General features: G+C 41.5%; 27 protein-coding genes. 14 read left to right on the top strand and 13 right to left on the bottom strand.

The window, feature by feature from the left end; translation table 11 throughout:
* Window positions 1-42: 42 nt before the first annotated feature.
* Window positions 43-429 carry a hypothetical protein gene (locus C0V70_RS16810; protein WP_133566782.1) on the top strand — a complete coding sequence of 129 codons (387 nt, stop codon included), beginning with the start codon at window positions 43-45 and terminating at the stop codon, window positions 427-429.
* Here the strand turns inward: C0V70_RS16810 and C0V70_RS16805 are convergent.
* Together C0V70_RS16805 and C0V70_RS16800 are read right to left on the bottom strand one after the other, a co-directional pair.
* On the bottom strand, window positions 426-824 hold the full coding sequence (locus C0V70_RS16805; protein ID WP_102245027.1) for a hypothetical protein: 399 nt from the start codon (window positions 822-824) through the stop codon (window positions 426-428). The two genes, C0V70_RS16810 and C0V70_RS16805, sit on opposite strands and share 4 nt — an antisense overlap.
* 70 nt (window positions 825-894) lie before the next feature.
* Window positions 895-1,245 carry a histidine kinase dimerization/phospho-acceptor domain-containing protein gene (locus tag C0V70_RS16800; protein WP_102245026.1) on the bottom strand — a complete coding sequence of 117 codons (351 nt, stop codon included), beginning with the start codon at window positions 1,243-1,245 and terminating at the stop codon, window positions 895-897.
* Window positions 1,246-1,427: 182 nt separating this feature from the next.
* Here C0V70_RS16800 and mmsA point away from each other — a divergent pair, with 182 nt between their 5' ends.
* The 8 genes from mmsA to C0V70_RS16760 are packed head-to-tail and all read left to right on the top strand — an operon-like array spanning window position 1,428 to window position 10,482.
* Entirely contained in the window at window positions 1,428-2,903 is a 1,476-nt protein-coding gene (gene mmsA / locus C0V70_RS16795; RefSeq protein ID WP_102245025.1) for a CoA-acylating methylmalonate-semialdehyde dehydrogenase, read from the top strand.
* Between the two features lie 23 nt (window positions 2,904-2,926).
* Complete coding sequence (locus C0V70_RS16790) at window positions 2,927-4,189, top strand: GTP cyclohydrolase II (protein WP_102245520.1); 1,263 nt, start codon at window positions 2,927-2,929, stop codon at window positions 4,187-4,189.
* Window positions 4,182-5,381, top strand: coding sequence for a URC4/urg3 family protein (locus tag C0V70_RS16785; protein WP_102245024.1), 1,200 nt, complete (start codon window positions 4,182-4,184; stop codon window positions 5,379-5,381). The genes C0V70_RS16790 and C0V70_RS16785 overlap by 8 nt, the downstream gene beginning before the upstream one ends.
* A 28-nt stretch (window positions 5,382-5,409) precedes the next feature.
* Entirely contained in the window at window positions 5,410-6,042 is a 633-nt protein-coding gene (gene upp, locus C0V70_RS16780; protein WP_102245023.1) for a uracil phosphoribosyltransferase, read from the top strand.
* Window positions 6,043-6,051: 9 nt separating this feature from the next.
* The gene (gene udk / locus C0V70_RS16775) at window positions 6,052-6,657 is read left to right on the top strand and encodes a uridine kinase (RefSeq protein WP_102245022.1); all 606 of its coding nucleotides are present in this window, start codon (window positions 6,052-6,054) and stop codon (window positions 6,655-6,657) included.
* 20 nt (window positions 6,658-6,677) lie between these two features.
* The gene (locus C0V70_RS16770) at window positions 6,678-7,280 is read left to right on the top strand and encodes an arylesterase (protein ID WP_102245021.1); all 603 of its coding nucleotides are present in this window, start codon (window positions 6,678-6,680) and stop codon (window positions 7,278-7,280) included.
* Window positions 7,277-7,936: an ABC transporter ATP-binding protein gene (locus C0V70_RS16765; RefSeq protein ID WP_102245020.1), complete on the top strand. Its 660-nt coding sequence runs from the start codon at window positions 7,277-7,279 to the stop codon at window positions 7,934-7,936. Before C0V70_RS16770 ends, C0V70_RS16765 begins: the two co-directional genes overlap by 4 nt.
* Entirely contained in the window at window positions 7,924-10,482 is a 2,559-nt protein-coding gene (locus C0V70_RS16760; RefSeq protein ID WP_102245019.1) for an ABC transporter permease, read from the top strand. Before C0V70_RS16765 ends, C0V70_RS16760 begins: the two co-directional genes overlap by 13 nt.
* On the opposite strand, the gene C0V70_RS16755 is transcribed toward C0V70_RS16760, so the two are convergent.
* Window positions 10,479-10,961 (bottom strand): hypothetical protein, encoded by a 483-nt coding sequence (locus C0V70_RS16755; RefSeq protein WP_102245018.1) that lies wholly within the window; start codon window positions 10,959-10,961, stop codon window positions 10,479-10,481. The two genes, C0V70_RS16760 and C0V70_RS16755, sit on opposite strands and share 4 nt — an antisense overlap.
* Window positions 10,962-11,077: 116 nt before the next feature.
* On the opposite strand from C0V70_RS16755, the gene C0V70_RS16750 reads away from it, so the two are divergent.
* Window positions 11,078-12,016: an AEC family transporter gene (locus tag C0V70_RS16750; protein ID WP_102245017.1), complete on the top strand. Its 939-nt coding sequence runs from the start codon at window positions 11,078-11,080 to the stop codon at window positions 12,014-12,016.
* On the opposite strand, the gene rlmN is transcribed toward C0V70_RS16750, so the two are convergent.
* Genes rlmN through C0V70_RS16730 form a run of 4 tightly spaced genes read right to left on the bottom strand, consistent with a single transcriptional unit; the run spans window position 11,979 to window position 14,822 of the window.
* Window positions 11,979-13,052 (bottom strand): dual-specificity RNA methyltransferase RlmN, encoded by a 1,074-nt coding sequence (gene rlmN / locus C0V70_RS16745; protein WP_102245016.1) that lies wholly within the window; start codon window positions 13,050-13,052, stop codon window positions 11,979-11,981. The genes C0V70_RS16750 and rlmN overlap by 38 nt on opposite strands.
* Window positions 13,049-13,576, bottom strand: a complete 528-nt coding sequence (locus C0V70_RS16740) for a HutD/Ves family protein (RefSeq protein WP_102245015.1) — start codon at window positions 13,574-13,576, stop codon at window positions 13,049-13,051. The genes rlmN and C0V70_RS16740 overlap by 4 nt, the downstream gene beginning before the upstream one ends.
* Window positions 13,576-14,349: a LamG domain-containing protein gene (locus C0V70_RS16735; protein WP_102245014.1), complete on the bottom strand. Its 774-nt coding sequence runs from the start codon at window positions 14,347-14,349 to the stop codon at window positions 13,576-13,578. Before C0V70_RS16735 ends, C0V70_RS16740 begins: the two co-directional genes overlap by 1 nt.
* Window positions 14,350-14,360: 11 nt before the next feature.
* Window positions 14,361-14,822 (bottom strand): YehS family protein, encoded by a 462-nt coding sequence (locus tag C0V70_RS16730; protein ID WP_102245013.1) that lies wholly within the window; start codon window positions 14,820-14,822, stop codon window positions 14,361-14,363.
* A gap of 164 nt (window positions 14,823-14,986) precedes the next feature.
* On the opposite strand from C0V70_RS16730, the gene C0V70_RS16725 reads away from it, so the two are divergent.
* The 3 genes from C0V70_RS16725 to C0V70_RS16715 all read left to right on the top strand — a co-directional run bounded on the left by C0V70_RS16725 (window position 14,987) and on the right by C0V70_RS16715 (window position 17,005).
* Window positions 14,987-16,111: a hypothetical protein gene (locus C0V70_RS16725; RefSeq protein WP_133566781.1), complete on the top strand. Its 1,125-nt coding sequence runs from the start codon at window positions 14,987-14,989 to the stop codon at window positions 16,109-16,111.
* A gap of 65 nt (window positions 16,112-16,176) precedes the next feature.
* Window positions 16,177-16,593, top strand: coding sequence for a DUF1761 domain-containing protein (locus C0V70_RS16720; protein ID WP_102245011.1), 417 nt, complete (start codon window positions 16,177-16,179; stop codon window positions 16,591-16,593).
* A 1-nt stretch (window position 16,594) separates the two neighbouring features.
* Window positions 16,595-17,005: a hypothetical protein gene (locus C0V70_RS16715; protein WP_102245010.1), complete on the top strand. Its 411-nt coding sequence runs from the start codon at window positions 16,595-16,597 to the stop codon at window positions 17,003-17,005.
* A 4-nt stretch (window positions 17,006-17,009) separates the two neighbouring features.
* On the opposite strand, the gene C0V70_RS16710 is transcribed toward C0V70_RS16715, so the two are convergent.
* Together C0V70_RS16710 and C0V70_RS16705 are read right to left on the bottom strand one after the other, a co-directional pair.
* On the bottom strand, window positions 17,010-17,753 hold the full coding sequence (locus tag C0V70_RS16710; protein WP_158649730.1) for a class I SAM-dependent methyltransferase: 744 nt from the start codon (window positions 17,751-17,753) through the stop codon (window positions 17,010-17,012).
* 141 nt (window positions 17,754-17,894) lie between these two features.
* Entirely contained in the window at window positions 17,895-18,470 is a 576-nt protein-coding gene (locus tag C0V70_RS16705) for a hemerythrin domain-containing protein (RefSeq protein ID WP_102245008.1), read from the bottom strand.
* Between the two features lie 216 nt (window positions 18,471-18,686).
* On the opposite strand from C0V70_RS16705, the gene C0V70_RS16700 reads away from it, so the two are divergent.
* The gene (locus C0V70_RS16700) at window positions 18,687-19,553 is read left to right on the top strand and encodes a DMT family transporter (protein ID WP_158649729.1); all 867 of its coding nucleotides are present in this window, start codon (window positions 18,687-18,689) and stop codon (window positions 19,551-19,553) included.
* On the opposite strand, the gene C0V70_RS16695 is transcribed toward C0V70_RS16700, so the two are convergent.
* The 4 genes from C0V70_RS16695 to C0V70_RS16680 are packed head-to-tail and all read right to left on the bottom strand — an operon-like array spanning window position 19,461 to window position 22,672.
* Window positions 19,461-20,165: a glutathione S-transferase family protein gene (locus C0V70_RS16695; protein ID WP_102245006.1), complete on the bottom strand. Its 705-nt coding sequence runs from the start codon at window positions 20,163-20,165 to the stop codon at window positions 19,461-19,463. The genes C0V70_RS16700 and C0V70_RS16695 overlap by 93 nt on opposite strands.
* A gap of 57 nt (window positions 20,166-20,222) precedes the next feature.
* Window positions 20,223-20,654 (bottom strand): EamA family transporter, encoded by a 432-nt coding sequence (locus C0V70_RS16690; RefSeq protein WP_102245005.1) that lies wholly within the window; start codon window positions 20,652-20,654, stop codon window positions 20,223-20,225.
* The gene (locus C0V70_RS16685) at window positions 20,654-21,208 is read right to left on the bottom strand and encodes a hypothetical protein (RefSeq protein ID WP_102245004.1); all 555 of its coding nucleotides are present in this window, start codon (window positions 21,206-21,208) and stop codon (window positions 20,654-20,656) included. Before C0V70_RS16685 ends, C0V70_RS16690 begins: the two co-directional genes overlap by 1 nt.
* Before the next feature lie 51 nt (window positions 21,209-21,259).
* Complete coding sequence (locus C0V70_RS16680; protein ID WP_102245003.1) at window positions 21,260-22,672, bottom strand: hypothetical protein; 1,413 nt, start codon at window positions 22,670-22,672, stop codon at window positions 21,260-21,262.
* Window positions 22,673-22,701: the final 29 nt, after the last annotated feature.

Below are 22,701 nucleotides of genomic sequence, written 5' to 3'. Positions count from 1 at the left end.
CCCGGGTTTGTTTAGAATGGACTCTTCAAACCCGGAGGAATTGTGAAAAGAGCTCTACCATTATTGTTCGTTTTTTTACTCTCAATGTACTCTGGCAGCGCTTACTCGCAAATCAATCTCAACATTAAAATCAATCAGGTTGTTGGCTCAAAGACAGTCGAAATCGTAAAGACTATAACTGGGAACTATAACCAAGACATCGTTATCGCCTCTGAAGGTTTAAAAAATAGAATTGTTTTTAGCCTGAGAAAATTTAAAAACATTTTAGTCAATGGCAACAAGATCAATCCTGTGCAAATTGATATGAAGATGGTTGATGAGGCGAAAAAAGTGATTGGTAAACCTCAGACGATTACGTCTTTTTACAATAAATCGGCAGAGTTCAATGCCTCTGATCTCAATGTAAAAGTCAATTTCGAAGAAATTTAAGCGATCAATTTTTTTAAGAACGTTTCAAATCGATCTAAGAAGCTAAAGTCCAGGCGTTCGGCCTTATTCTTACAAATCTTAATGGAAAGGCATTCTTCATCACGGGCAATTTCATCCAGGAAATCCATCATGACTTTATAGCCTTTGATGTTCTTTTGATGCATTTCCTGGATTTCCAGGATGCGGCCCAGATGAGGGCATGGTGTGATTTTATAGCTGATTGTTCCGACACATTCATCATCTTGAAAAGCGCCAATAAGTTTTAAGCGTTGTGGGTTTCTGAACGAGTCGTGCTTGAGAGTGTACTCATAAAAAGAAAGCGGATATTCTCTTTGATCGAGAATACGAAATGCCTTCTCAAAGTCTTCCTTGACTGTGATTAAACGTATATCCATATATCTTCATCCTAAGATATGCCGCAAAATTTACAAGCATAATTATACGAAGTGAATTACTCGGGAATAGCTAAACGACCTTAAGTTCTTTAGAGGGCGTGGCCGGCATGGCCTTTTGTAATTTGCGGATAGAGTTAATTATCTCAATCATGTTATCAGTTGAGCGTTTCATTCGGTCTAACGTTGTGCTGAATTCTGGGGCGCGGTCTTGAAGAGATTCGATCGTCATCGAAAGAATCTGTAGGGGGCTTGCGAGGTCATGGGAGAACTTCTTAAGGTTGGAGCTATTTTCAGCCTGTAAATCAGCAATAATCCCTTCATATTTTTTAATTAATGCCCGGGCCGAATCGAGTTCGCGTTGTAACTCTCGGTTTTTTTCAGTCAGGCTACTTTTAGAGATTAGATTTTCTTCTGTGCTCATTTGCTCATTCTACAATGAGGATGGAAATTATGCGCTCGGGTAAGAAATACCACGTCACGAAGATATTCGTTTACCTAGGAATAAGTGTATTTTTCATTGGTAAATCCATTGCGATTAAGCATAAAATTTTCTTCTTTATATTTGCTTTTGTTTAATAAGTTAACCTAATAAAGGACACAGGTATGAGCGTTAAGATACCAGCACAAGTTATTAATTGCCAAAATTTCATCGATGGGCAATTTCAAAATGGAAAGGGCGAAAAAGTTGAAGTGACTAGCCCGTACAATGGAAAAAAAATTGGCGAGTTCATGAGCGCCACAAAATCAGAAGTAGATGCAGCTGTTGAGTCAGCTTACAAAGCACAAGCGCTTTGGGCCGATGTTCCAATGAAAGAGCGCACGAAAGTGATGTTCAATTTTAGAAACATCTTAATGCGTGACCTGGAAGAAATCTCTCACTTAAAAAGTTCAGAGTCTGGGAAATGTTTTGAAGAAGGAAAAGCAGGTCTTCTAAAAGGGATTGAAGTTTTAGAATTCGCTATCGCTCTTCAGAATATGGATCTTGGTGGACGTGTAGAAGTCTCTCGCGGTGTAAGCTGTGAGTACCGTCGTGAGCCAATTGGTGTCGTGGCCAACATTACTCCCTTTAACTTCCCGGCGATGGTGCCAATGTGGACGATTCCTATTGCTCTTACTCTCGGAAACGCTTACATCTGGAAGCCGTCTGAAAAAACTCCTTTAACATCACTAAAAATTGCAGCCGCTTTAAAAGAAGCAGGTCTTCCGGATGGATTGTTCCAGGTGCTTCAAGGTGGACGTGAAACGGTTGAAGCCATTATTGATCACAAACACGTTAAAGCTGTAGGCTTCGTTGGATCAACTAAGATTGCCAAGATGGTTTACGACAGAGGAACAGCACTAGGAAAACGTGTTCTTGCTCTTGGTGGAGCAAAAAACCATATCGTTCTTCTTCCTGATGCTAACCCTGATTTAGCGGGAATTGGTATCAGTGATTCATTCACTGGATGTGCGGGACAACGCTGTATGGCCGCTTCAGTTTTACTGGCCGTTGGTGAAGTTGATGCCCACATTAAAAAGATTATTGAAAGAGCAAGCTCTCTGACTCTTGGAAAAGACATGGGAGCAATCATCACGAAAGCTCAAGTTGAGTTTTTAAGATCAGCAATTGACCGCGCTGAAAAAGCGGGAGCTAAAATTCTTCTTGATGGAAGAAAAGCAAAAGCTCCAGCGGGCATGGAAGAAGGAAACTGGATTGGGCCAACAATCTTAGATAACATTCAACCAGGAAGCGAAGCAGCCCAGGTCGAACTATTTGGGCCGGTTATCAGCATCATCAGATGTCAGGACATTACTCACGCCATGAAAATTGAAAACAGCGTAGACTACGGCAACGCTTGTTCTGTTTTCACTCAGAGTGGAGCACTGGCAGAAAAAGTCATCAAGATGGCCAGCACGGGAATGGTGGGAGTGAACGTCGGAGTTCCTGTTCCGCGCGAACCATTCTCTTTTGGTGGAATCAATGCTTCGAAGTTCGGCCATGGTGATATCACAGGACATCACTCGCTGGATTTCTGGAGCAACATTAAGAAAGTAACAATTAAATGGGAAAAACAAAACGACAACAACTGGATGTCGTAAACGAGGCAGTATTTATGGAAAATATGAGCGAAAAGAAGTTTAAAAGATCAGCGCATGTTGTTTTAACGTCTCACTCAAAGCAGCTTTATAAGAGCAGCTTAAAAATCAACTGGGGAGCTAAAACTCCAAAAGAAAGAGGGCCAGTGATTGGTTCTCTTACAGACATTAAAGAAAGAAATGCTATTGGAACTCACAGCGGAAGTTATTCTGTTTACCGTGCGCTTTCAATTGCTCAAGGTTCTTATAAAACTGATCACCGTCCAGACTTACACAATACAGAGTCGCCGGTGAAAATTGGACCGTATGCTTCTTGGTTTGACCCGGACAAAATGGTGTCGATTGATCCATGGGGATTAGATGTTCAGTTAAATTTCAAAGAACTTTACGATCAAGGTTACGACATTCGTCCAACGATCTCGGTCACTCAAGCTCACTTACAACTTCCAGAAATCCACGATGCGATTAGAGCTGGAAGATTAAAAGTTGATGGCAAGATCGTTAAAGAAAACATGGACATCAAAGTTACAAAAGTGGCCCTTGAGCCAGTTTGGTATCTCCCGGGGATTGCAAAGCGTCTGGGAGTTGAAGAAGGTGAGCTAAGAAAAATTCTTTTCCAGGAAACTGGTGGAATGTTCCCTGAGCTTGTGACTCGTCCTGATTTAAAAGTGATGCTTCCACCAATTGGAAGTACGACTGTTTATATTTTCGGAAACCCAGCAGACCTTGCTGATTCAAAAGTAGAGCTTACTTGCCGCGTACACGACGAGTGTAACGGATCAGACGTATTTGGCTCAGATATCTGTACGTGTAGACCATACCTGATTTACGGAATCGAAGACGCTGCTCGCACAGCTCAAAGAGGCGGCGTCGGTATCATCGCTTACTACAGAAAAGAAGGACGTGCCCTGGGTGAAGTAACCAAGTTCCTTGTTTACAATGCTCGTAAACGTCAGGAAGGAGGGGACTCTGCGGCGACTTATTTCCGTCGTACAGAGTGTGTGGCCGGTGTTGAAGATGCACGCTTTCAGGAGTTGATGCCAGACATTCTTCAATTTTTTGGAATTACAAAAATCCATAACCTGCATTCAATGAGTAACATGAAATACAACGCTATCGTAAAAAGCGGTATCGAGGTTGTGAACAGAATTCAGATTCCTGCTGAGCTAATCCCTGCGGATGCTCAGGTAGAAATCGAAGCGAAAAAAGCTGCCGGTTACTTCACTCCTGGTGAAGTTAAAAAAGGTGATGCGCTAGAAAAAGTTAAAGGGAGACCGATCGATGAGTAATACTGAAAAAGACCTGGATTTTCTTTTGTCGCCAGGTGCGATCAGAAGAAGTGCTGAGAGCATACTTGAATTAACCCAGGCAGGGAAAACCCATTTTAACTACCACCCGGAAAAATTAAACGAAGTGGTGGATTACGTAGTTCAGGTGATTAATGAAAATTACCCTGATCACAATATTCCTTTTCATTCACGTTGGGGGCATTTTAAAGTCGGCGGCATCAACCGCGCTGAAGCGCTTAATGCGAAAATCAGCAATAGAGATGCAATGGAGCAGGCGAGAATTAAACTCGACCTGGTGATCACATCTGTACTTCTCGATGCTGGTGCCGGAAATATCTGGGCCTATAATGAAAAATCGACAGGAAAAATTTTTAATCGTTCTGAAGGTCTGGGAGTCGCAAGCTTCTACCTTTTCATGGAAGGTGCTCTTTCTGAAGATGGTTCCTTAAAAGCGACAGCAACAGGACTGCAAAACCTTACGGCCGAAAAATTAAAAGCAGCTTTTCAGGTAACGGAATCAAATCCTCTTATTGGAGTTGAAGGACGCTTAGGCCTGCTTAAGAATCTTGGTAAAACAGTTGCTGATAAACGCGAGATTTTCCCTCTGGGAAGACCGGGAAGCATTGTGGATTATCTCGATATTCGTTATGGGAAAAATATCACAGGGCCACAGCTTCTAAGAGCAGTGCTTGATGGGTTGGGAGAAATCTGGCCGGGAAGATTAAAAGTTGATGGTGTAAACCTTGGTGATGCCTGGTCATATTCAAAAGTTCCAGGAGGCCTTGCGGTTTTCCATAAACTTTCTCAATGGATGACTTACTCTCTGATTGAGCCGCTTATTGAAGCAGGTTTTACGGTGACGGATGTAGATAAGCTGACTGGTTTAGCTGAATACAGAAACGGTGGACTCTTAGTTGACCGCGAACTGATTACTCTAAGAGATAAAAAATTAATGGAAGCTAGCCATAGACCGGATTCAGAACTCATCATTGAATGGCGTGGGCTAACCGTGGCCCTGCTTGATCGCATTGGGTCTGAAGTGCAGAAGAAGCTTGGAAAATCTTCAAGTGAATTCCCGCTGGCAAAAGTTCTTGAAGGTGGAACATGGTGGGCCGGAAGAAAGGCAGCGAAAGCAAAAAGACCTGACAGTTCTCCTCCATTAAAGATTGAGAGTGATGGAACAGTTTTTTAATTAAGTTTAATTTATTTAAGGAAATATTATGGGCCAGAAAATTACGATCATTAAGCACCCACTGTTAAGACATAAGCTGGGGCACTTGCGTGATAAAAACACGAACTCGAATGACTTCCGTGAGATCACCAAAGAAATCTCGAAGATTTTAGCGTATGAGGCAATGAGAGAATGGGACCAGATGGAGCCAGTAGCCATCGAAACTCCGATTGCTAAGACGACAATTGAAAGAATGATTAACCCACCAGTAGTTGTTTCTATCCTTCGCGCCGGAAACGGGATGCTGGATGCGGTATTGTCGATGTTACCGATCGCCAGCGCTGGATTTATCGGGATCTATCGCGATAAATTTATTCACAATACGGTTGAGTATTATTTCAAAATGCCGGAAAATATCAAAGGCAAAGAAATTCTTCTGTGCGATCCGCTTGTGGCGACATCAGACACGATTGTGGCAGCGATTGACCGCTTAAAACAATATGAGGTCGGCAAGATTAAAGTTCTTTGTTTAATTGCTTCGAAAATTGGTCTGGAAAAACTTCACTTTTTCCACCCAGACGTCGAAGTGTTCACATTGAATGTAGAAGAAGAGATTAACGAAGTTGGTTACCTTGTTCCAGGACTTGGGGATGCGGGAGACCGCCTTTTCCAGACTAAATAGGAAAATTGCATGGTTACTCCATACATTATCGGTGTTGCAGGTGGAAGCGGATCTGGGAAAACTTATTTTGCCAGAGAGCTACAGAAAATTCTTGGCGATGAGAGATGTTCGATTCTTTATCAGGACAACTATTACATTGACCAGTCTGCAAAATTCGACGGTGATGGTGGATCAGTAAACTTCGATCATCCAAGCAGTCTTGATTTTGATCTTTTGGCAGCAGGTCTTCGCGATTTAAAGCAAGGCAAAAGCATCAAAGTTCCTCTCTACGACTTTGCTACTCACACTAGAAAAATTGAAACAATTGACTGCCATCCAAAGAAAATTATTCTGGTGGATGGCATTCTGATTTTAGACTCAAGTGTTGTCCGCGCAGCTCTTGATGAAGCCGTCTTCTTCGACACGCCAGAAGAGCTGCGCTTTAAAAGAAGACTGGATAGAGATGTCCATGAACGCGGAAGAACGCCTGAAGGAGTCAAAAAGCAATTTGACTTGCAGGTAAAACCAATGCACAACCAGTTTGTTGAACCATCAAAAATCTTTGCTCAAACCATTGTCAAAGATTTTGGTGATTATCACGAAGCGATAGAATTCTTTACCAGAAAACTGACTTAAACTTTTTTGGAAAATTAGTCATGAAAAAATTTTTGATTCTCCTGGCGGGATTGTTATTTATTAACACCGGCGTCTTTGCGTCTACACACATTCTTTTTTTGGGCGATTCTCTTTCTGAAGGCTACGGGCTGGATGAAGAGCAGTCCTTTCCTCGTTTAGTGGAAAAAAACCTGAAAGAGAAAAAGCACGATGTCGTTGTCACTAACGGCGGAGTGAGCGGTTCAACTTCTGCAAGCGGAGTGACCAGGCTTAAGTGGCACTTAAAAAAGAAAACTGACATCCTGGTTTTAGAACTTGGGGCCAACGATGGTCTACGTGGGTTAAAACTTGCTGAAACTCAGAAGAATCTTTTAGCGATTATTAAACTTGCTAAAGAGAAAAAGGTGAAAGTTTTATTGCTAGGACTTTTAATGCCTCCTAACTACGGTAAACAGTATGTGGCCGAGTTCGAAGCTATGTATAAAAAAATTGCTAACACTGAAAAAGTCGCTTTCCTTCCTTTCGTTCTAAATAACGTAGCGGGGAAGTCTGATCTTAATTTACCTGACGGTATTCACCCTAATGCCAAAGGACATGTCCTGGTGGCCAAAACTGTAACTGATTTTGTGGAAAAAAACTTATGAGAATTGAAGTCAAAAACTTAAACAAACATTTTGAACAGGGAAAAAACACGATTCACGTTTTAAACGACGTTACCCTGGATATTAAAAGCGGCGAGATTATCGCTCTTCTAGGTAAATCGGGAAGTGGGAAGACGACGATGCTTTCACTCCTGGCCGGTCTTGATCGCCCGGATCATGGAAGTATTTCTGTTGACGGAACTGACCTGACAAAATTATCAGAAGAAGAGCTCTGCAAGTTTAGAGCAGAGAAGTTGGGAATTGTTTTCCAACAGTTTCATCTGATTCCTCATTTAACAGCTTTGGAAAATGTTCTGTTGTCGTTTGAGATTAACGGTAAAGAAGATAAAGAAACAGCGATGAAGTGGCTGGATATGGTTGGCCTAAGAGAGCGCGCGAATCATTACCCTTCAATGCTCTCTGGTGGAGAACAGCAGCGTGTGGCGATTGCCCGTGCTCTTTCTTTTGGCCCCCCTTTACTTCTAGCGGATGAGCCGACAGGAAACCTGGACACTGAAACAGGCAAACACGTCATCGAGATTCTTTTTAATATGGTCCGTGAAAAAAAGACCACAATGATTCTTGTCACTCATGATGAGGAACTGGCCAGTAAGGCAGACCGTATCGTGCGTCTGATTGGTGGAAAATGTCATTTATAAAATTTTTCTGGAAAGACTTCAGGTTTGATAAATCATTTAACTGGTTTTATGTTCTCTGCGCTTCTTTGGGGATTATTGGTCTTTTATTAGTGGAGTCCTTTAGAGTTGGTATCGAAGATAAAGTCGCTAAAAATGCTAAAAACTTTATTGCTTCAGATCTTTCCATCTCAACCAGACGTGCGCTTGATGAAAGTGAAATCAAAAAAATTGAAAACTACCTAAGTGAAAAGAAATTCACTTATGCCAAATGGACAGAAACGTACTCGCTGGTGATGAAAGTGACTTCGGGTAAAGAAGGTGAGCCTTTATCAAAGCTTGCGGACTTAAACTTTGTTACACCTGAATTTCCTTTTTATGGAAGTGTGGTTCTTGAAGATGGTGGACGCAAAGGCCCAGGCGACTGGGGAAGTATTCATGAAAGTCCCGTCCTTTGGATGAGCCGCGATCTTTCGTGGGAGCTGGGAATTAAGGTTGGCGATAAGGTAAAAGTAGGAGAAGCAATCTTTACTGTCGGTGGAATTATCCTGCAAGATCAGTTCTCTTCTTTTAGAGGGTTTAACCTAGCTCCTAAGATTTTTCTTTCTTATAACTTTCTACCGCAAACTGACTTGATTAAATTTGGTTCAACCGCAACTTATAGTTACTCAATTAAGCTTCCGCCTGAAATCAAAAACAAAGTTATACAAAAAGAACTGCGTGGTCTGATTATTGATAAGGCAGTGAAGATTGCAGGCCCTGAAGAGTCGAGCCAGCAAATTTCTCGCTCACTCAATCTCCTTACGGATTACCTGAGTTTGATTACGCTCATGACTTATTTACTAAGTCTTGTCGGTCTTTATTATTTCACCCAGCATTTTCTTTCAAAGAAACTTAAAACGTTTTCGATTTATAAAGCGATGGGAATTAGAACGACGTTTCTTTTTAAAGTGAACTTTGTTCACCTGGTCTTACTTACATCGATTGCTGTCCTCATTTCTACGACAATTGTGGTCTCTGCACTCCCATTTACTGAAGGGTATTTTAGTAAACTTGTTGGAGAGGAGCTTATCTTTAGACTCAATGGTCTTGCTCTGTTGCGTATTCTTTCTCTTTCTTTAGGGGGAAGTATGCTGGCGCTGGGGCCTCTTTTCTGGGGCGCTTTGCAGACTCCGGTCGCTACGATCTTTCAAGATTTACCGGCAGAACTTAAGCGCATCAAGTTTTATTACTTTCTTCCACTTTTAGTTTACGTGATTGTCCTGGCGATTGTTTTAGCTAACTCGATTAAGGTAGGATTACTTTTCCTTGGTGGATTACTGCTGATTATCTTTTTGGCCGGAGTTTGTTTTAAAGGAGTCACAACTCTTTTAGACAGGTCGTCTGGAAAGATGACGTTTGTTAATCGTCATGCTTCGAGAACTGTGAGCCGTTATTTCACTTCATCGTTCACCATTTTTATTTGTTTACTTGTGGGGATGACGTTAACGACCTTCATTTTTCAATTAGAAAGCTCTCTAAGAGAGGAATTCACTCAAACTTATGGAGACAGAAGACCAGATCTTTTTATGTTTGATCTTCAAGACACTCAGGCTGAAGAGTTTGATCGGCTGACGAAATCAGAAGGCTGGAACCGCACTATGTTTGCCCCGATGATTAGAGGGCGCTTACTAAAACTTAACGGGGTGGCCACACAAAAAAGAGAAGAGCCTGGAACAAGCGACCCTAGTTTTCAGACGAGAGAGGAGGAAAACTCAGAGCGCGTGAGAAACCGCGGAGTGAATTTAAGTTATCGCTCTCATTTGTCGTGGTCAGAAACACTGGTCGAAGGAAAGTTTAACGGCGAGAAATGCGATGTAGAGAAAGGCCCATGTGAGATTTCTCTTGAGCGCTCTTATGCCAGAAGATTAGGAGCAAAAATCGGAGATAAGCTGGTGTTTGATATCAGCGGGATTGAAGTTGAAGGAGTGGTGACAAGTTTTCGTACCGTAAAGTGGACGAGTTTTGAGCCAAACTTCTTTATCCTTTTCCAGCCAGGAGTGCTGGAAGAGGCACCAAAGACGTACCTAGCTTCTATTAAAGTGAAGTCCTTTGAAGAAAAAAGAAAAGTCTTCTCAAAGATGGCAGAGACTTTCCCAAGCGTGTCGATGTTGGAAGTTTCAGAGTTAGTGAGAAAAATTACGACCATCTTTGATTTAATGGCAATCGCCATTAAGTTTATTTCTTTCTTGTCGTTGTTTGTGGCCTTCGTTGTCCTGGTGGCGGTGAGCTTTAATCATCTGGAGCTAAGAAAGCGTGAAATGAGTCTCTTTTATATGTTAGGACTTAAGACAGAAACGATTAAGCAGATTTACTCAAGAGAATTTTCGTTTTTAACGGGCTTCTGTTTTATTCTCTCTGTGCTTTTTGGTTCGGGACTGACGTTTGTCATTATGAAGAATGTCTTTAACTCAGAAGTGATCCTGAGACTTGGATTTGTTGTGCCGGTGATGGCAGCACTCTCAATTCTTCTTTTGGTGATTGTGAGTTTAAGAGTTAATAAACTAGTGAAGAGTAAAAGTTTATTTTAAAGTTGTGATCTCAAGGCTTCGCGAATTTCAGGGGCCTTGGGAGTGCGCTTTAAAAAGTAACGAACACCGATAGCGACTTCAACTGATTGATCAGCTTCATCGTACGTCACATCATCAGTATATGAATTGACCGTGAACGGTGAGAACTTAACTTTAATTTTCCAGTTTGGGTCACTTAAGCTTGCTTTGTAGGCGTATTGACCGTGACAGATAGAGCTGCCCATATCCCATGTATCTCGTGATCTTGCTGATGTCGCGAGCTGCTCAGCACTCACAAGAATATTTGTTTTAGGAACTTCATTTTTATTGTAGCCGTTGCAGTTACAGCTGTATGAGCAGATCTTTTCTCCGGCCTTGTTGTCGACTCCGGGACCTTTAGCGATACATTTACAAACAAAAACATCGTGGGCCGCTTGCACGTTTCCTGCAATCGTTAGGGCGAAGAGGAAGAATGTCATAATAAACATTTTCGTTAGCATAACGGCTCCACAAGTTTCTATGGACCAATCTTAACCTCCAGAGAGATTTTTTGGGAGGTATGGATGTAAAAAGGGTAGAGCTGTCCATTCTTTATACAGTCTGATAAAATGCCTCTATGACAAATTTTATTGTTATTTTCACCTGTCTTATTGCCGGAAACCTATGTAAAAAGGTGCGCCACTTTCCAAGTGCTACACCACAGGTTTTAAACTCTTTTGTCGTCTATTTATCGCTTCCCGCGCTGGTCTTTGCCCAGCTGCCAAAGCTTCTAGTGACTATGGATTTTAGCGGCAACTGGTGGATGCCCGTATCAATGGCCTGGATGGCCTTTGCCTTTTCTTATTTAGTTTTTGGTTTTGCCGGAAAACAATTTGGATGGAAAGATTCGACAACTGGAGCATTAATTCTCACGGCAGGATTAGGGAATACATCCTTTGTTGGGTTTCCTTTATTAGAAGCTTTAATCGGCCCGCACGCTCTTCCTATTGGGATTCTTGCAGACCAGCCAGGAAGTTTTCTTGCCTTGGCAACAATTGGTATTTTTGTAGCCGCTCTTTATTCGGGAGCTAAAATCACACCACAATTTATTGCGCGCAGGATTTTATTTTTCCCGCCTTTCATTGCTCTTTTGCTTTCTGGTTTTTGGTATCTGTTATTTGGAATTAATCATCCTCACAGTCTTGATCCTATTATGCCGGCCTTTGAAAAAGTGGCCGCAACTCTTGTTCCGCTGGCGGTTTTCTCTGTTGGGTATCAGCTGCATGTTGACCTGGCCGTTTTTAAAAGACGTTGGTTCCCATTGATGGTTGGCCTAGGCTTCAGGCTTTTAGTTCTTCCTGCTTTTTTTGCTTTCTTCTATATTAAGGTTTTAGGTGGGAGTGATCTAATCACGCAGGTCACGGTGCTTGAATCAGCAATGGCGACTATGATTACGGCCGCGGTTGTGGCCAATGAATTTAACTTAGATAATGAACTCACGAACTTGATGGTTGGAGTGGGGATTCCTATTTCGCTTATTACTGTACCGCTTTGGAATTATTTCCTGGGCTTTTAGTATTAAGCTGTCCACAAGCGGCCAGGATGTCATCGCCTTTTGTTGTGCGAATCAGGGCCGGAAGATTGTAGGTCTCAATAATTTTTTGAAAACGCAGAATACTCTCATCTGTAGAGCGTTCAAAATCAGAGCCCGGGAATGGGTTAAAAGGAATCAGGTTGATGATGGCCTGTCTGCCTTTTAAGAATGCTCCTGTTGCATGAGCGTCTTCTTCTGTATCGTTAAAATCTTTGATTAATAAGTATTCGTAAATGACGTACTGTTTTCTCGCCAGAGGAATCGTGTCGATATAATCCATGACTTCCTGAAGTGAGTAGCGCTGATTAATGGGGATGAGTTTATTTCTTTTTTCTTCAATGACTGAATGTAGAGAAAGAGCGAGATTCACTCCCGGCATTTCTTCATTCCAGCGTTTTAGCCCAGGAAGATATCCTGCAGTTGAAACAGTAATTTTTTGAATTCCTAAACTCATTCCATGCTGGTCGAGAAAAATTTCAGATGCTTTTTTAACCGCTGAGAAATTGTGAAGAGGTTCACCTTGTCCCATGTAAACGATATTTTTTAACTGGTGATCATCCGGACGGTTTTTTTCCAGCCAGTTCCAGGCAAGAATAAACTGACCGATGATTTCAGAAGTCTCTAGGTTTCTTTTTAACCCCTGAGTTCCGGTAAAACAGAAAGAGCACTTCATCGCACACCCAACCTGAGTTGAAAGGCAGATGGTGTATTTGTTTTGAAAAGGAATAAGCACACATTCAACTTTTTGATCGTCTTTTAATTTTACTAAAAGCTTAACTGTCTGATCTGTTGACTCATGAACGTAGTCGATTTCAGGAAGACTAAAATCAAAATTCTCAGCGACATATGAGCGAGCAGCTTTTGAAAGATTGTGGTGCTCACAAGGCGAGAGTTTTTTTTCTTTGTAGTGGTGACGGAAAAGAAGTGAAGCACTTTTTGGATTGATGGCATGAGTTTCCAGAAGCGTCTCCAGCTCCTGATAGTTATGCTCATAAAAAGATGTTTTGCCCGCGCTCATACAAGGTTAACGTCGATGATTAAAAGGCGAGTTGGATTTGATCCCCCAAACTCACGTTCATCACCCTGATCCATTTTGGTTAATGTTTGAGCATGAGTATCATAAATAAACTTTAAAGGGCAGAGTGCTTTGAGCTTTAATGGATTTTTTCCATCCACCTCAGTGATGCTAAGAGTGCTTGTGGCAAAATCCCTTCTGGTCATAACGTTAAAGTCACGGCAAGTGCCTTGAATTAGTTGGCAGTAAATGTCATCTTCTCCGGCGAACGTAATGGGAGAAAAAGAAGTGTCCATTGTTATAGATTGAGGATTTTTATTTAATCGAAAACCTGCTCCTTCCACTAAAAGTAAAATGCGCTCAATTCCAGAAAAGTGAGAGAAGGGGCCATCAGAGCTGACTGTCGCCATAGATAGGCGGAAGTTGAAGTCGCCTTCATTGGGTATTCTATAAAGCTCTAAAGTAGAACCACCGCCGTTTTTCCACGGCATTTCTTTAAAAGACTCTTTGGTAAATACTTCGATCATTAATTGCTGTCGCAAACAATGGCATCAAAGCGGTTGGCCAGGGCACGACACGCGCTTTGGACTTCACTTTTACCAAGTTCTCTAGGATAAACAGCAACCCAGGCAATTGCACCTTGGAAGTAATCCCATCCTCCGGCCGCAGAACGACCAATGGTAAATGTTTGAGCAGTGTTGTTGATTGTCGGTGCAGAGCCGAAACTTGAAGCTGTCCCATTTTTATAAATAGTAATGCCAGATGGTGTGTAGACTATGGCCACGTGTTGCCATTGATTTAGATCAACGGAGTGTGATTCAAAAGTTGTCGATGTTCCAGTGAAGGCAGACCAGTTGCTATTTTGAAGAACGAGAGCGCGGTTAAAAGCTCCTGAGTGATTGTCTAGTGAAAGTACGTGCTGAAAAGTTGTGCTGGTTGGGTAAACCCAGGCCATCCACGTAGTGCTGCTCATCGTGTTTGGCTGAGCATTGATATTTGTTGTAACAACTGTGCTTGTTCCGTTAAATTCAAAACGATAAGGGCTGGTGAAAATGCCATTGCCGGCAAAACCACCGCCAAGAGAGCAGTCTAAGTTTCCATTTAAAGAACTATTTGATGTATTCACCCATGTTGAAATTGAGCAGCCAGTACTTGGAATCGAGCGGTCACCTTTGGCATTTTCAGCATCAAAGGTTGCCGTCGCCCCACCTGGAAGAGATTTACTGCTTCCGCTACCGGAGCTATTCGAGCAAGAGGTAATAAGAGATAAAAGAAAAACGAATAGAATTAAATTTTTCATAGAAAAATTTTCTATCCGCGCTCTTTTAGTGTCAAACCTTTTAAAAAGTTTCTTAGGAATTGGTCACCGCATTCGCGGTAGTTTTCATGACCTTTCTTGCGAAGAAGAGCGCTAAATTCAGAGCGGCCAACTTTAAAGCCTGCTCGGGACATAGCATCGTGCATATCTTCTTCTTTAAGGGCAAAGGCCACCTTAACTTTCTTTAAAACGACATTGTTCGTAACGGGCAGTTCAAAAGGTGGAGGAGTTTTGCTCTCGTCTTTTCCACGCTTGTAATAAACCATGCCATCTAAAAAGTGAGCGATCATCTCATCGCTACACTTGATGTAGCCCGGATCTTCTTCGTCTTTAAAGTAAGCGCGCACTTCATCTAATGACACCGTTGGGCCAGAGAGTTTGATGATCTCCACGACTTTATAGTCGCTGATGTCGAGTAGGTAGCGCAGGCTTCTTAGGTAATCGTTTGGGGTCATAGTATGGTCTTCCTTTTTTCGTGATTATAATGGGTTTTACTCCAAAAAGTGACTACTTTTTAGACAAGTCATTACCTTTTTACAGCGGTAACTTGAGGAAATTTCTGAAAGTGACAGAATACCTAAAATTGTACGCGAACCCCTCACCCCCAAACGGAGTCGTTATGAAGTCTAAATCTTTAGTTCTCGCTTGCGCGCTTACGGCAGCTGCTTTTAGCTTTTCTGCCTTTTCTCAAGAATCAACTGTCTGTGCTGATCCTCTAAAAAAGATCTGTACAGAAACTCAAGCTCAAAGGGCCCAAAGAGATATCTACATCAATAAGCTAAAAAGCGAAATTGCAGCAGAAGCTTCAAAAGCGTCAGGGCCAAGAATTGAAGAAATGAAGAAAAATATTTCTAAGTTTCACTTCATTAAGCGTGCGATTCAATCATACAAAATTAGAAACCAAGAGATCATGCGTGCAGCTAAGAAGAGAGTTGTGGGAATTGAAACTGTTGTTACTGACCCGGCCAACGTAAATCTTCTTAAGTCATACATGAAGCGCGGTATTTCAGAAAGCCGTTTTGATAATACAACTAAGATTGTTATGTCAGGAATCATCGACCAGATTATCGTTGGTAACTTTGGTGACTTCCTTGAGAGAACAGGAATGGAAGACAACATTCTAGCGCAACTTCTAAACAACGCATGTGGATCTGATGGTATGGTGGCAAATGCTTTTGCTACAACATTAGGAAATGACAAATACGTTTTAATCTGTCCAGGATTCCTAATCACGATGAGCCAGGAGCCGGATATGAGAGAAAGATTCAACAGTATCCTTCTTGCTATCTCTCACGAAATGGGTCACCACTTAGATAACAGCAAACTTGGAAACGAACTATACAAACCATTCATGGGGTGTTTAGCTGACAACTACGTTGATAAATTCAATAAGACAGACGACGATAAAAAATTCTGTAAGAAAAATGAAAAAGACCCAGCTGCGTGTAACATGAAAGTTGTAACAAGCCACGCTGGTGAGTTGATTGCTGATGCTTGGGGGATGAAAGCTCTAAACATTCACGCTAGGTCACAAAACTACTCTTTTGCTGAAACAGATGCACTTCTTGTAAGCAGCTGGGCAAACCTATGTGGAACTGGTGATGAAGGTATCCACCCGTCTGGTGACTTCCGCATTGGAACATCGCTAAGAACGAACCCTGATATCGTTGACTACCTAGCTTGTGGCAACGCAGGTGTAAGCAATAAACCAGCTTGTACATTCGAAGGCGCAGTTAGTATTTAAGACTTTCTAACTAATCATATCTGATTTAGAATCTCCCTGAGGGTTGTGCCCTCACGGGAGATTTTATGTTTTTACAATTCAATTTTTCCGCTATTCTTGTTTGTGCCGTGCTCAATATGGTGCTGGGCTTTTTGTGGTATGCTTTTCTTTTTAGCAGGCCATGGATGAAGCTGATGGGGTTAAATCCTGATAAAATGAGTGAACACGAATCTCAAAATGCTGTGACTCACGGTTATTTTGCCTCGTTTATCTCTTACATCATCATGGCATTGGTGTTGAGCTATTTTATTATTACAACAGGGGCTACGACGGCATTAGAGGGTTTAAAACTCGGCTTTTTATGTTGGCTGGGATTTTCTTTGACGACAATGCTTCCGAACCATTATTTTTTTATGAAACCTATTAAGCTTGCTTTCATTAATATCTCTTATCCACTTGTGGGAGTGTCAATGATGGGCGTGATCCTTGCCGTTTGGAGATAGTATGAAAAGCGTTCTACTTTTATCACTTGCAACTCTTTCGTTGTATTCATGTACTAAAACACCAGAGAAACCAGCTGTCACAATTGGCCAGTACTCTAAGCAAGTCGTGCAGATCAATGAAGTTGTCAATAAACTGATGAATGAACCAGATGTAAAAGTCATGAACTATATGGCCGATGGAGTAGAGGCGACCAGAGCAATTCCGTGTGATGCTGTCGGTGAAGAATGCAATGCCTATTATGAATTTCTTAATAAAGTTGTCGACCTGACAAAAGACAATGAGCTTAGTGATGCAGACAGAAAGGAGCTGGTAGAGCTTCAGACAAAGCTGCAAAAAGAGCTGCAAAAAAGTGATGCAAAAATCCAGCAAGAGTGGAAAGACTACATCAATTCTCAAGGTAAAAAAGAATAAATTTTTAGTGGATTGCCAGTGGCTTTCTTAAGCGTACAAGCACCATACTGGTAGCGAATTCTCTACCCAGGAGTTTTTGTAGCCACTTTTTGCCTTTGATCGGTTTGCAGTTGAGCTCGATGATTTCAAATGGACTTTCATTAAAGATCTTTTCAAAGTCAGCAATTGAAAGCTGATTAAGACCACCGGCGACTTCATTAAACTTCGTCGCACCATCATGATAAAACTGATTTCTCCAGCGAATCAGAGCTTTTTCAGTAAAAAGTAAATGCGACCATGGGAAGACAGAGAAGGCGTGCCCTCCATGTGGGTGATACCATGTAGGTCCGAAACTAATATAAGCTTCGCCACCAGGGCGAAGACAGTTGTACATGATTTTTAACATTTCTGCTGGCTGATCGAAGTGCTCGAAAGCATCGATAGAGATAATTAAGTCTGCCTGCGATTGAAGATTCTCAGGGAGAGTCGTCGCAAAAGTGCAGTTTGGAAGTTGAATACGTTCTAAGTTGTCTGCCACCAGCTCTGGTCTGATTTCAAGACCTAGGGAAAGTTTAGCACCCCACTGGGCCATTGCTTCGGTGTCTCCACCTAAGCCGCAGCCAAAATCTACAACGAATTTATCTTTAATTTTTGAAGGGAAATCATCGACGAAAATCTTATCTAAAGTTAGACGGTTTTCAGATGCCGGTGCACTTGTATCAATGTGATATTTTTTCTTTAGATAGGCAAATTGTAGGTCGTTAATCATATTCGTCATCCTCGTCTTTATACAACAGAATCCAGTTAGTTTCTTAGGGCAGGTAATATTTTTATGACCCCTAAAATCACAAAAACCCGGTGGGGCGGCCACCGGGTCTCTGCGGGTCAATGTTCTATTGATAATTTACGCTCAATAAAAGAACGTTATCACATCACTTCTTGATACGTCCGACGGACCGTTTTCCATCTCCATATCCAGGTACATTAAACATTTCTCGAGATATTCATTAGTTAAATTCACCAATCGTTTCTCACTTAGAGAACGTTTAGCGATTGGGTAAACCATACTTTCTTCTTCTTTAATATGCGATTTAATTAACCCTGTTAGCACTCTAATTTTTGCATCAATGTCATCTGACCAATAATGTTTGTAATCCATACTTTTAATTTCATCGACTATTTCAAAAGCAATCTCATGTTCATCCTGGCCCTTTATCCCCAAGAGTCTCACTTCATGACTTGAAGCCTCTCTGAGGGCAGGATAGAAAGAATCTCCTTCCGCGTGTGCGTGCATCTGAAAAATGCAAAGAAAAAGCGATGTTAAAGCTTGTTTATCTTCAAGAGCGGTATCGTTGTCATTGAGCATATTAATATACTCTTTAAGGTACTTGTGATGATTTTCCATAATATGAACAACGTTTGTGTCGTCATCTTCATCGTTCAGAGATTGTCTTAGATGCTTAAGAGTCTCTAATGCGTTGACCATGAAAAATCCTTTGTTTTAGCTGAACCCTGTCCTAAAGTTCTATTCACAATCGAATGTTGCAAATTTAGAACCAATGGAGGGGTACGAATTTTTCATGAGTCCGCGTTTTGTTTCGGGGAAAAAATGGACTCAATAGTGAACTCGAATGGGGAAAAAGTTGAATGCTTAGGAATATTCTGCTGTGGAACTGGAGAAAATCTATTAACATCTCTAGTTATGAAAACAATTGATCTGATTCGCCTTTTTACCCTCGCCGCTATTTGGGGAGGTTCATTTATTTTTTTAAGAATTCTTGCACCTGTCTTAGGCCCTTTTCTTACGACTAATTTAAGACTCTTTATTGGCGGATTAGTGCTATGTCTTTATTTTGCAGCAAAAGGTTTTGACCTGGAGTGGAAAAAAAACTGGAAGCATTATTTAATAATCGGGGTCATCAATTCGGCCATCCCTTTTACTCTGTTTGCTTATGGAGCACTTTATCTTCCTGCTTCTTATGAAGTGATTCTCAATTCCACTTCACCCATGTTCGGTGTGATCTTTTCATGGATTTGGTTAAAAGATGAAATGACCTGGTCAAAAATAATTGGTCTTGTTTTGGCGAGTGCAGGTGTCGCTCTGGTTGTCGACTTGGGAACAACTCAAGTTAATAACAATGCTTTTCCTGCTATCGTTGCGTGTTTAATGGCGGCCAGTTGTTATGCTATTGCTGGCATTTACATTAAAAAGTTTGCTTCCCACATTAAGCCACTTTCTTTTGCAGGTGGATGTCAGCTGTTTGCCGGACTTATTCTTATTCCACTTTCGTTGAGTCAACCAATTCCTGAGAGCGTGAGTTTAAGTATCGCTCTTAATGTTTTAGGCATTGCCCTTCTTTGTAGTGCTGTGGCCTATTTACTTTATTATCAATTGATCGCTGATGTCGGGCCGGCAAAGGCCTTGACTGTGACTTTTCTTATGCCGGTCTTTGGAATGATTTGGGGAGCGCTTTTCCTAAGAGAATCCATCACCGTACATATGATCATGGGGACTGTCTTGATTCTGGCGGGAACCTGGTTTGTTGTAAGGAAAGTGAGCAGTCGTTGAGCGTGGATTTTTTGCCAGCTCCTGGTCTTTCTCTAATGCGCGAATAAAAGCAGGTCTTTCACTTAGGCGATCAAGGTAGCGCATAAAAGATTCTTTCTCAGGCATTACTGGAAAAATTTTAATTGCCCAATAAAGCATTATTCCTAGTTGTACATCGGCCGCTGTAAAATCACTTCCTGTGGCGTAGGGATGATGAAGTAGCTTTTGGTCTAAATACTCAACCATGTCGTCAAAAAGACCGAATGAAAATTCATTCGATTTATATGTCCATTGATGCGTCTTTACAGCTATGACAGGATCGAGGACTGCATCACAATAAACCAACATTGAAAGATAAGGTCCACGTCTTAAATCTCCCACTTGCGGAGCAATATCATTATCGGGAAAAGCATCGCATAAGTAAGTGGTTATGGCCGCTCGCTCGGTGATAATAATCCCATCGTGGACAATGGCCGGGACTTTTTTGTTCGGCTGAATAGTTCGGTAAGCTTCAGGCGCACCACCCGGAGCATTGATATTTATCAGTTCTAGTTCATAAGGAATTTCTAACTCTTCTAAAAGCCACAAAGTGCCAGTCGAACGCGAGTGAGGTGAGTGGTAAAACTTTATCATGGTGAACTCCTTTTGCTCTCTGTACTGCAAAGAAGTCTCCATAAGAAAAGTTAAAGTTTAAAATTTTGGAAGGGCGATAACGATTGATCCACTAATGATCAAGAGACATCCAAGTGCAGTTTGCCATGTCAGACTTTCTCCTAAAATGAGAGCAGAGAGAACAATCGCAAATGCAACACTAAGCTTGTCAACTGAAGCGACCTGTGCCACATGCCCGAGTTGAAGAGCGCGGTAGTAACATAACCAGGACAATCCTGTCGCGATACCTGAGAGAACTAAAAAGATAATAGTGCGCGAAGAAAATTTATCAACTCGTTGCCACTCTGAATTCATCGTGATGATAGAAGCAGAAACAAAAAGAATGACGATCGTACGAACGAAAGTGGCCATGTTGGAATTGACGTTTTCCACTCCCATCTTTCCAAAGAGAGCAGTTAGGCCAGCAAAAAAAGCTGAACCAAGAGCAAAAACCAACCACGGCTGAGACATTAGTTATCCTTTTCGATTTCTTCTTTAATAGAAGTGATAATGGGAGCAACTTGATCAGCGATCAAGTTTTTAGCGATTGGACCAATCACCCCGCCGTAACCTTGTCCTTTTTTCATTTTAGATTTTACGGTAGCACTTAAATGATCAGGTCCTTTTTCTTTCGTACAAAAAACCATCTCCAGGTTTTCGATGTTTTCAATAATCAAATCGCCTGAACCGTTGAAATCCAAAAAAGCCTTAAAACATTTTTGAGCTGGCTGAGAATCGACATAAGAAATATCCAGCGTGCCTTTGTATAAAACAGTTTTTGAGATACCTAGAACTTCTTTCGTCGCCCAAAATTGGATTTGGTTTTGATTGATGACCTTATCTTTAATTTTCATTCCCACGGGTTTATAGCGAACTAAAACAGGCTCAGGATTATTGATAATATCATTGATGCGATCGTAAATGCCTTCGGCCTTTGATTCAAATGTTGTAACTGGAAGATCAATGTAGTCTCCAGCGAATACTTGAGTCGAAAATAAAATACAAAGGGCGATTAATCTCTTCATAACTGGCCTGTAAAAAAAAGAGCAGTCACTGGGACTGCTCCGATTGAGGTGTTATTGTAAACCCCAGCGCCTTAAAATGGAATCCTTGGGATTGTAGCTGGCGAGCTTTTTCTCAAAAATATTTCTCAATCTTGCCAGAGATAATGAGTACCCCTCAATATCCAGCACAGTACCATCCAGGGCATCTTGCCAGTGCTGCATAAGACCTGGGTACATGGGATCAAAGGCCTTAACCAGGTCTTCAATTTCGGCAAACTTAATAACGTATTTTGAATCGCGGTTTGGTGTGCTCCAGTCTTCGTAACCTTGCGTTCCAGGATTGCAGTTGTGAGAGCGGCAGAATTCATATCCATCGCGGACAATTTTGACTCTCATATTAGTATAATTCACCAGATCGATAATTCCGGTATCAATTAAACTAAATGGATCGTAGTTGGGCTTTACCCGGCTGATAACAAACTGGATGAAAGAATAATATTTTCCCTGAAGGCCTTGATCAAACTGCTCTGTAGAGTAACGGGGATCATTTTGTTTAGGTGTAAGTGTCCATGAGTTGCGTGAGACAACTGGCCAGCGGAAGGCAAGTATTTCTCTCGTTCCTCTTATCGGCCAGGCCTGATCGACAAATGCTTCTCTATAAAGAGGTCTGACTTCTCTTGGCGCTGTTGATGAATGTGTGAAGAGAGGAAGTTGTGAAGGGTCATCAAAGTAATTTTCTGTAATTGTTCTCATATGCCCCGAACCATTAGTTTGGCTGACAATAAATGTTCCTGCTTGCAAACCTTTTCTCGTGACTGAAACAGGAAAACCATCAGTGGCCATTACTGTTCTGGTGCTGGTCATGTCCATGACATAATTTAATGCTGCAAGAAATAGTTGATCATCATACCAGTTGGCAGAAGTTGGAAGATTTTCCCACTGCTTTCTCATTGAAAATTGTCCAAATAAAGAACCGGTATCAGAAACCGTATTTGCCACAGGAAGAGAGTAGATGCGGGCAAAAATCCAGCGGTAGCCAATGAGTGCATCTGCACAATCTGTGGGAATATTATATTTCATATAAAAGTCGGAGGTTATTTCAGACTGTAGCCATTGGGCATATCTTTCTTCCCAGTAATCGCTCCATTGATTAGTAGCTACCCACAGGTTGCTGTTCTTTTTGTCTGAAGCTGTTGTGTTAATGCTCCAGTTTGAAAGCTTTTTAGTAGAGTGGTATTGTGGATAAGTCTGTTTGATAAATTTTTTAGCATCCAAGAGTGTGCTAAATTCATTGGTAGAGATTAGATCCTGGTAGTCACCTTTTTCTTGCACATAGTGTTTAACAATGATTCCTTCGTCAGTGTCTAAACTCACAAAGTGCCTTATATCTCCTGAGGTTTTTACCCAAAGATCAGAGGCCAGCAGATTATGGGTAAAAAAGAGAAGTGAGAAGCAGAGTAAAAAGCTTCGAAAAGTTTTTTGCATATTATCCTCTTTTTTAAAATGAAATCTTT

This window comes from Bacteriovorax stolpii (assembly GCF_002872415.1).
Taxonomy (GTDB): domain Bacteria; phylum Bdellovibrionota; class Bacteriovoracia; order Bacteriovoracales; family Bacteriovoracaceae; genus Bacteriovorax; species Bacteriovorax stolpii.
Note: the sequence above shows the minus strand (reverse complement) of the source record. Positions and strands in the feature narration are given on the sequence as shown.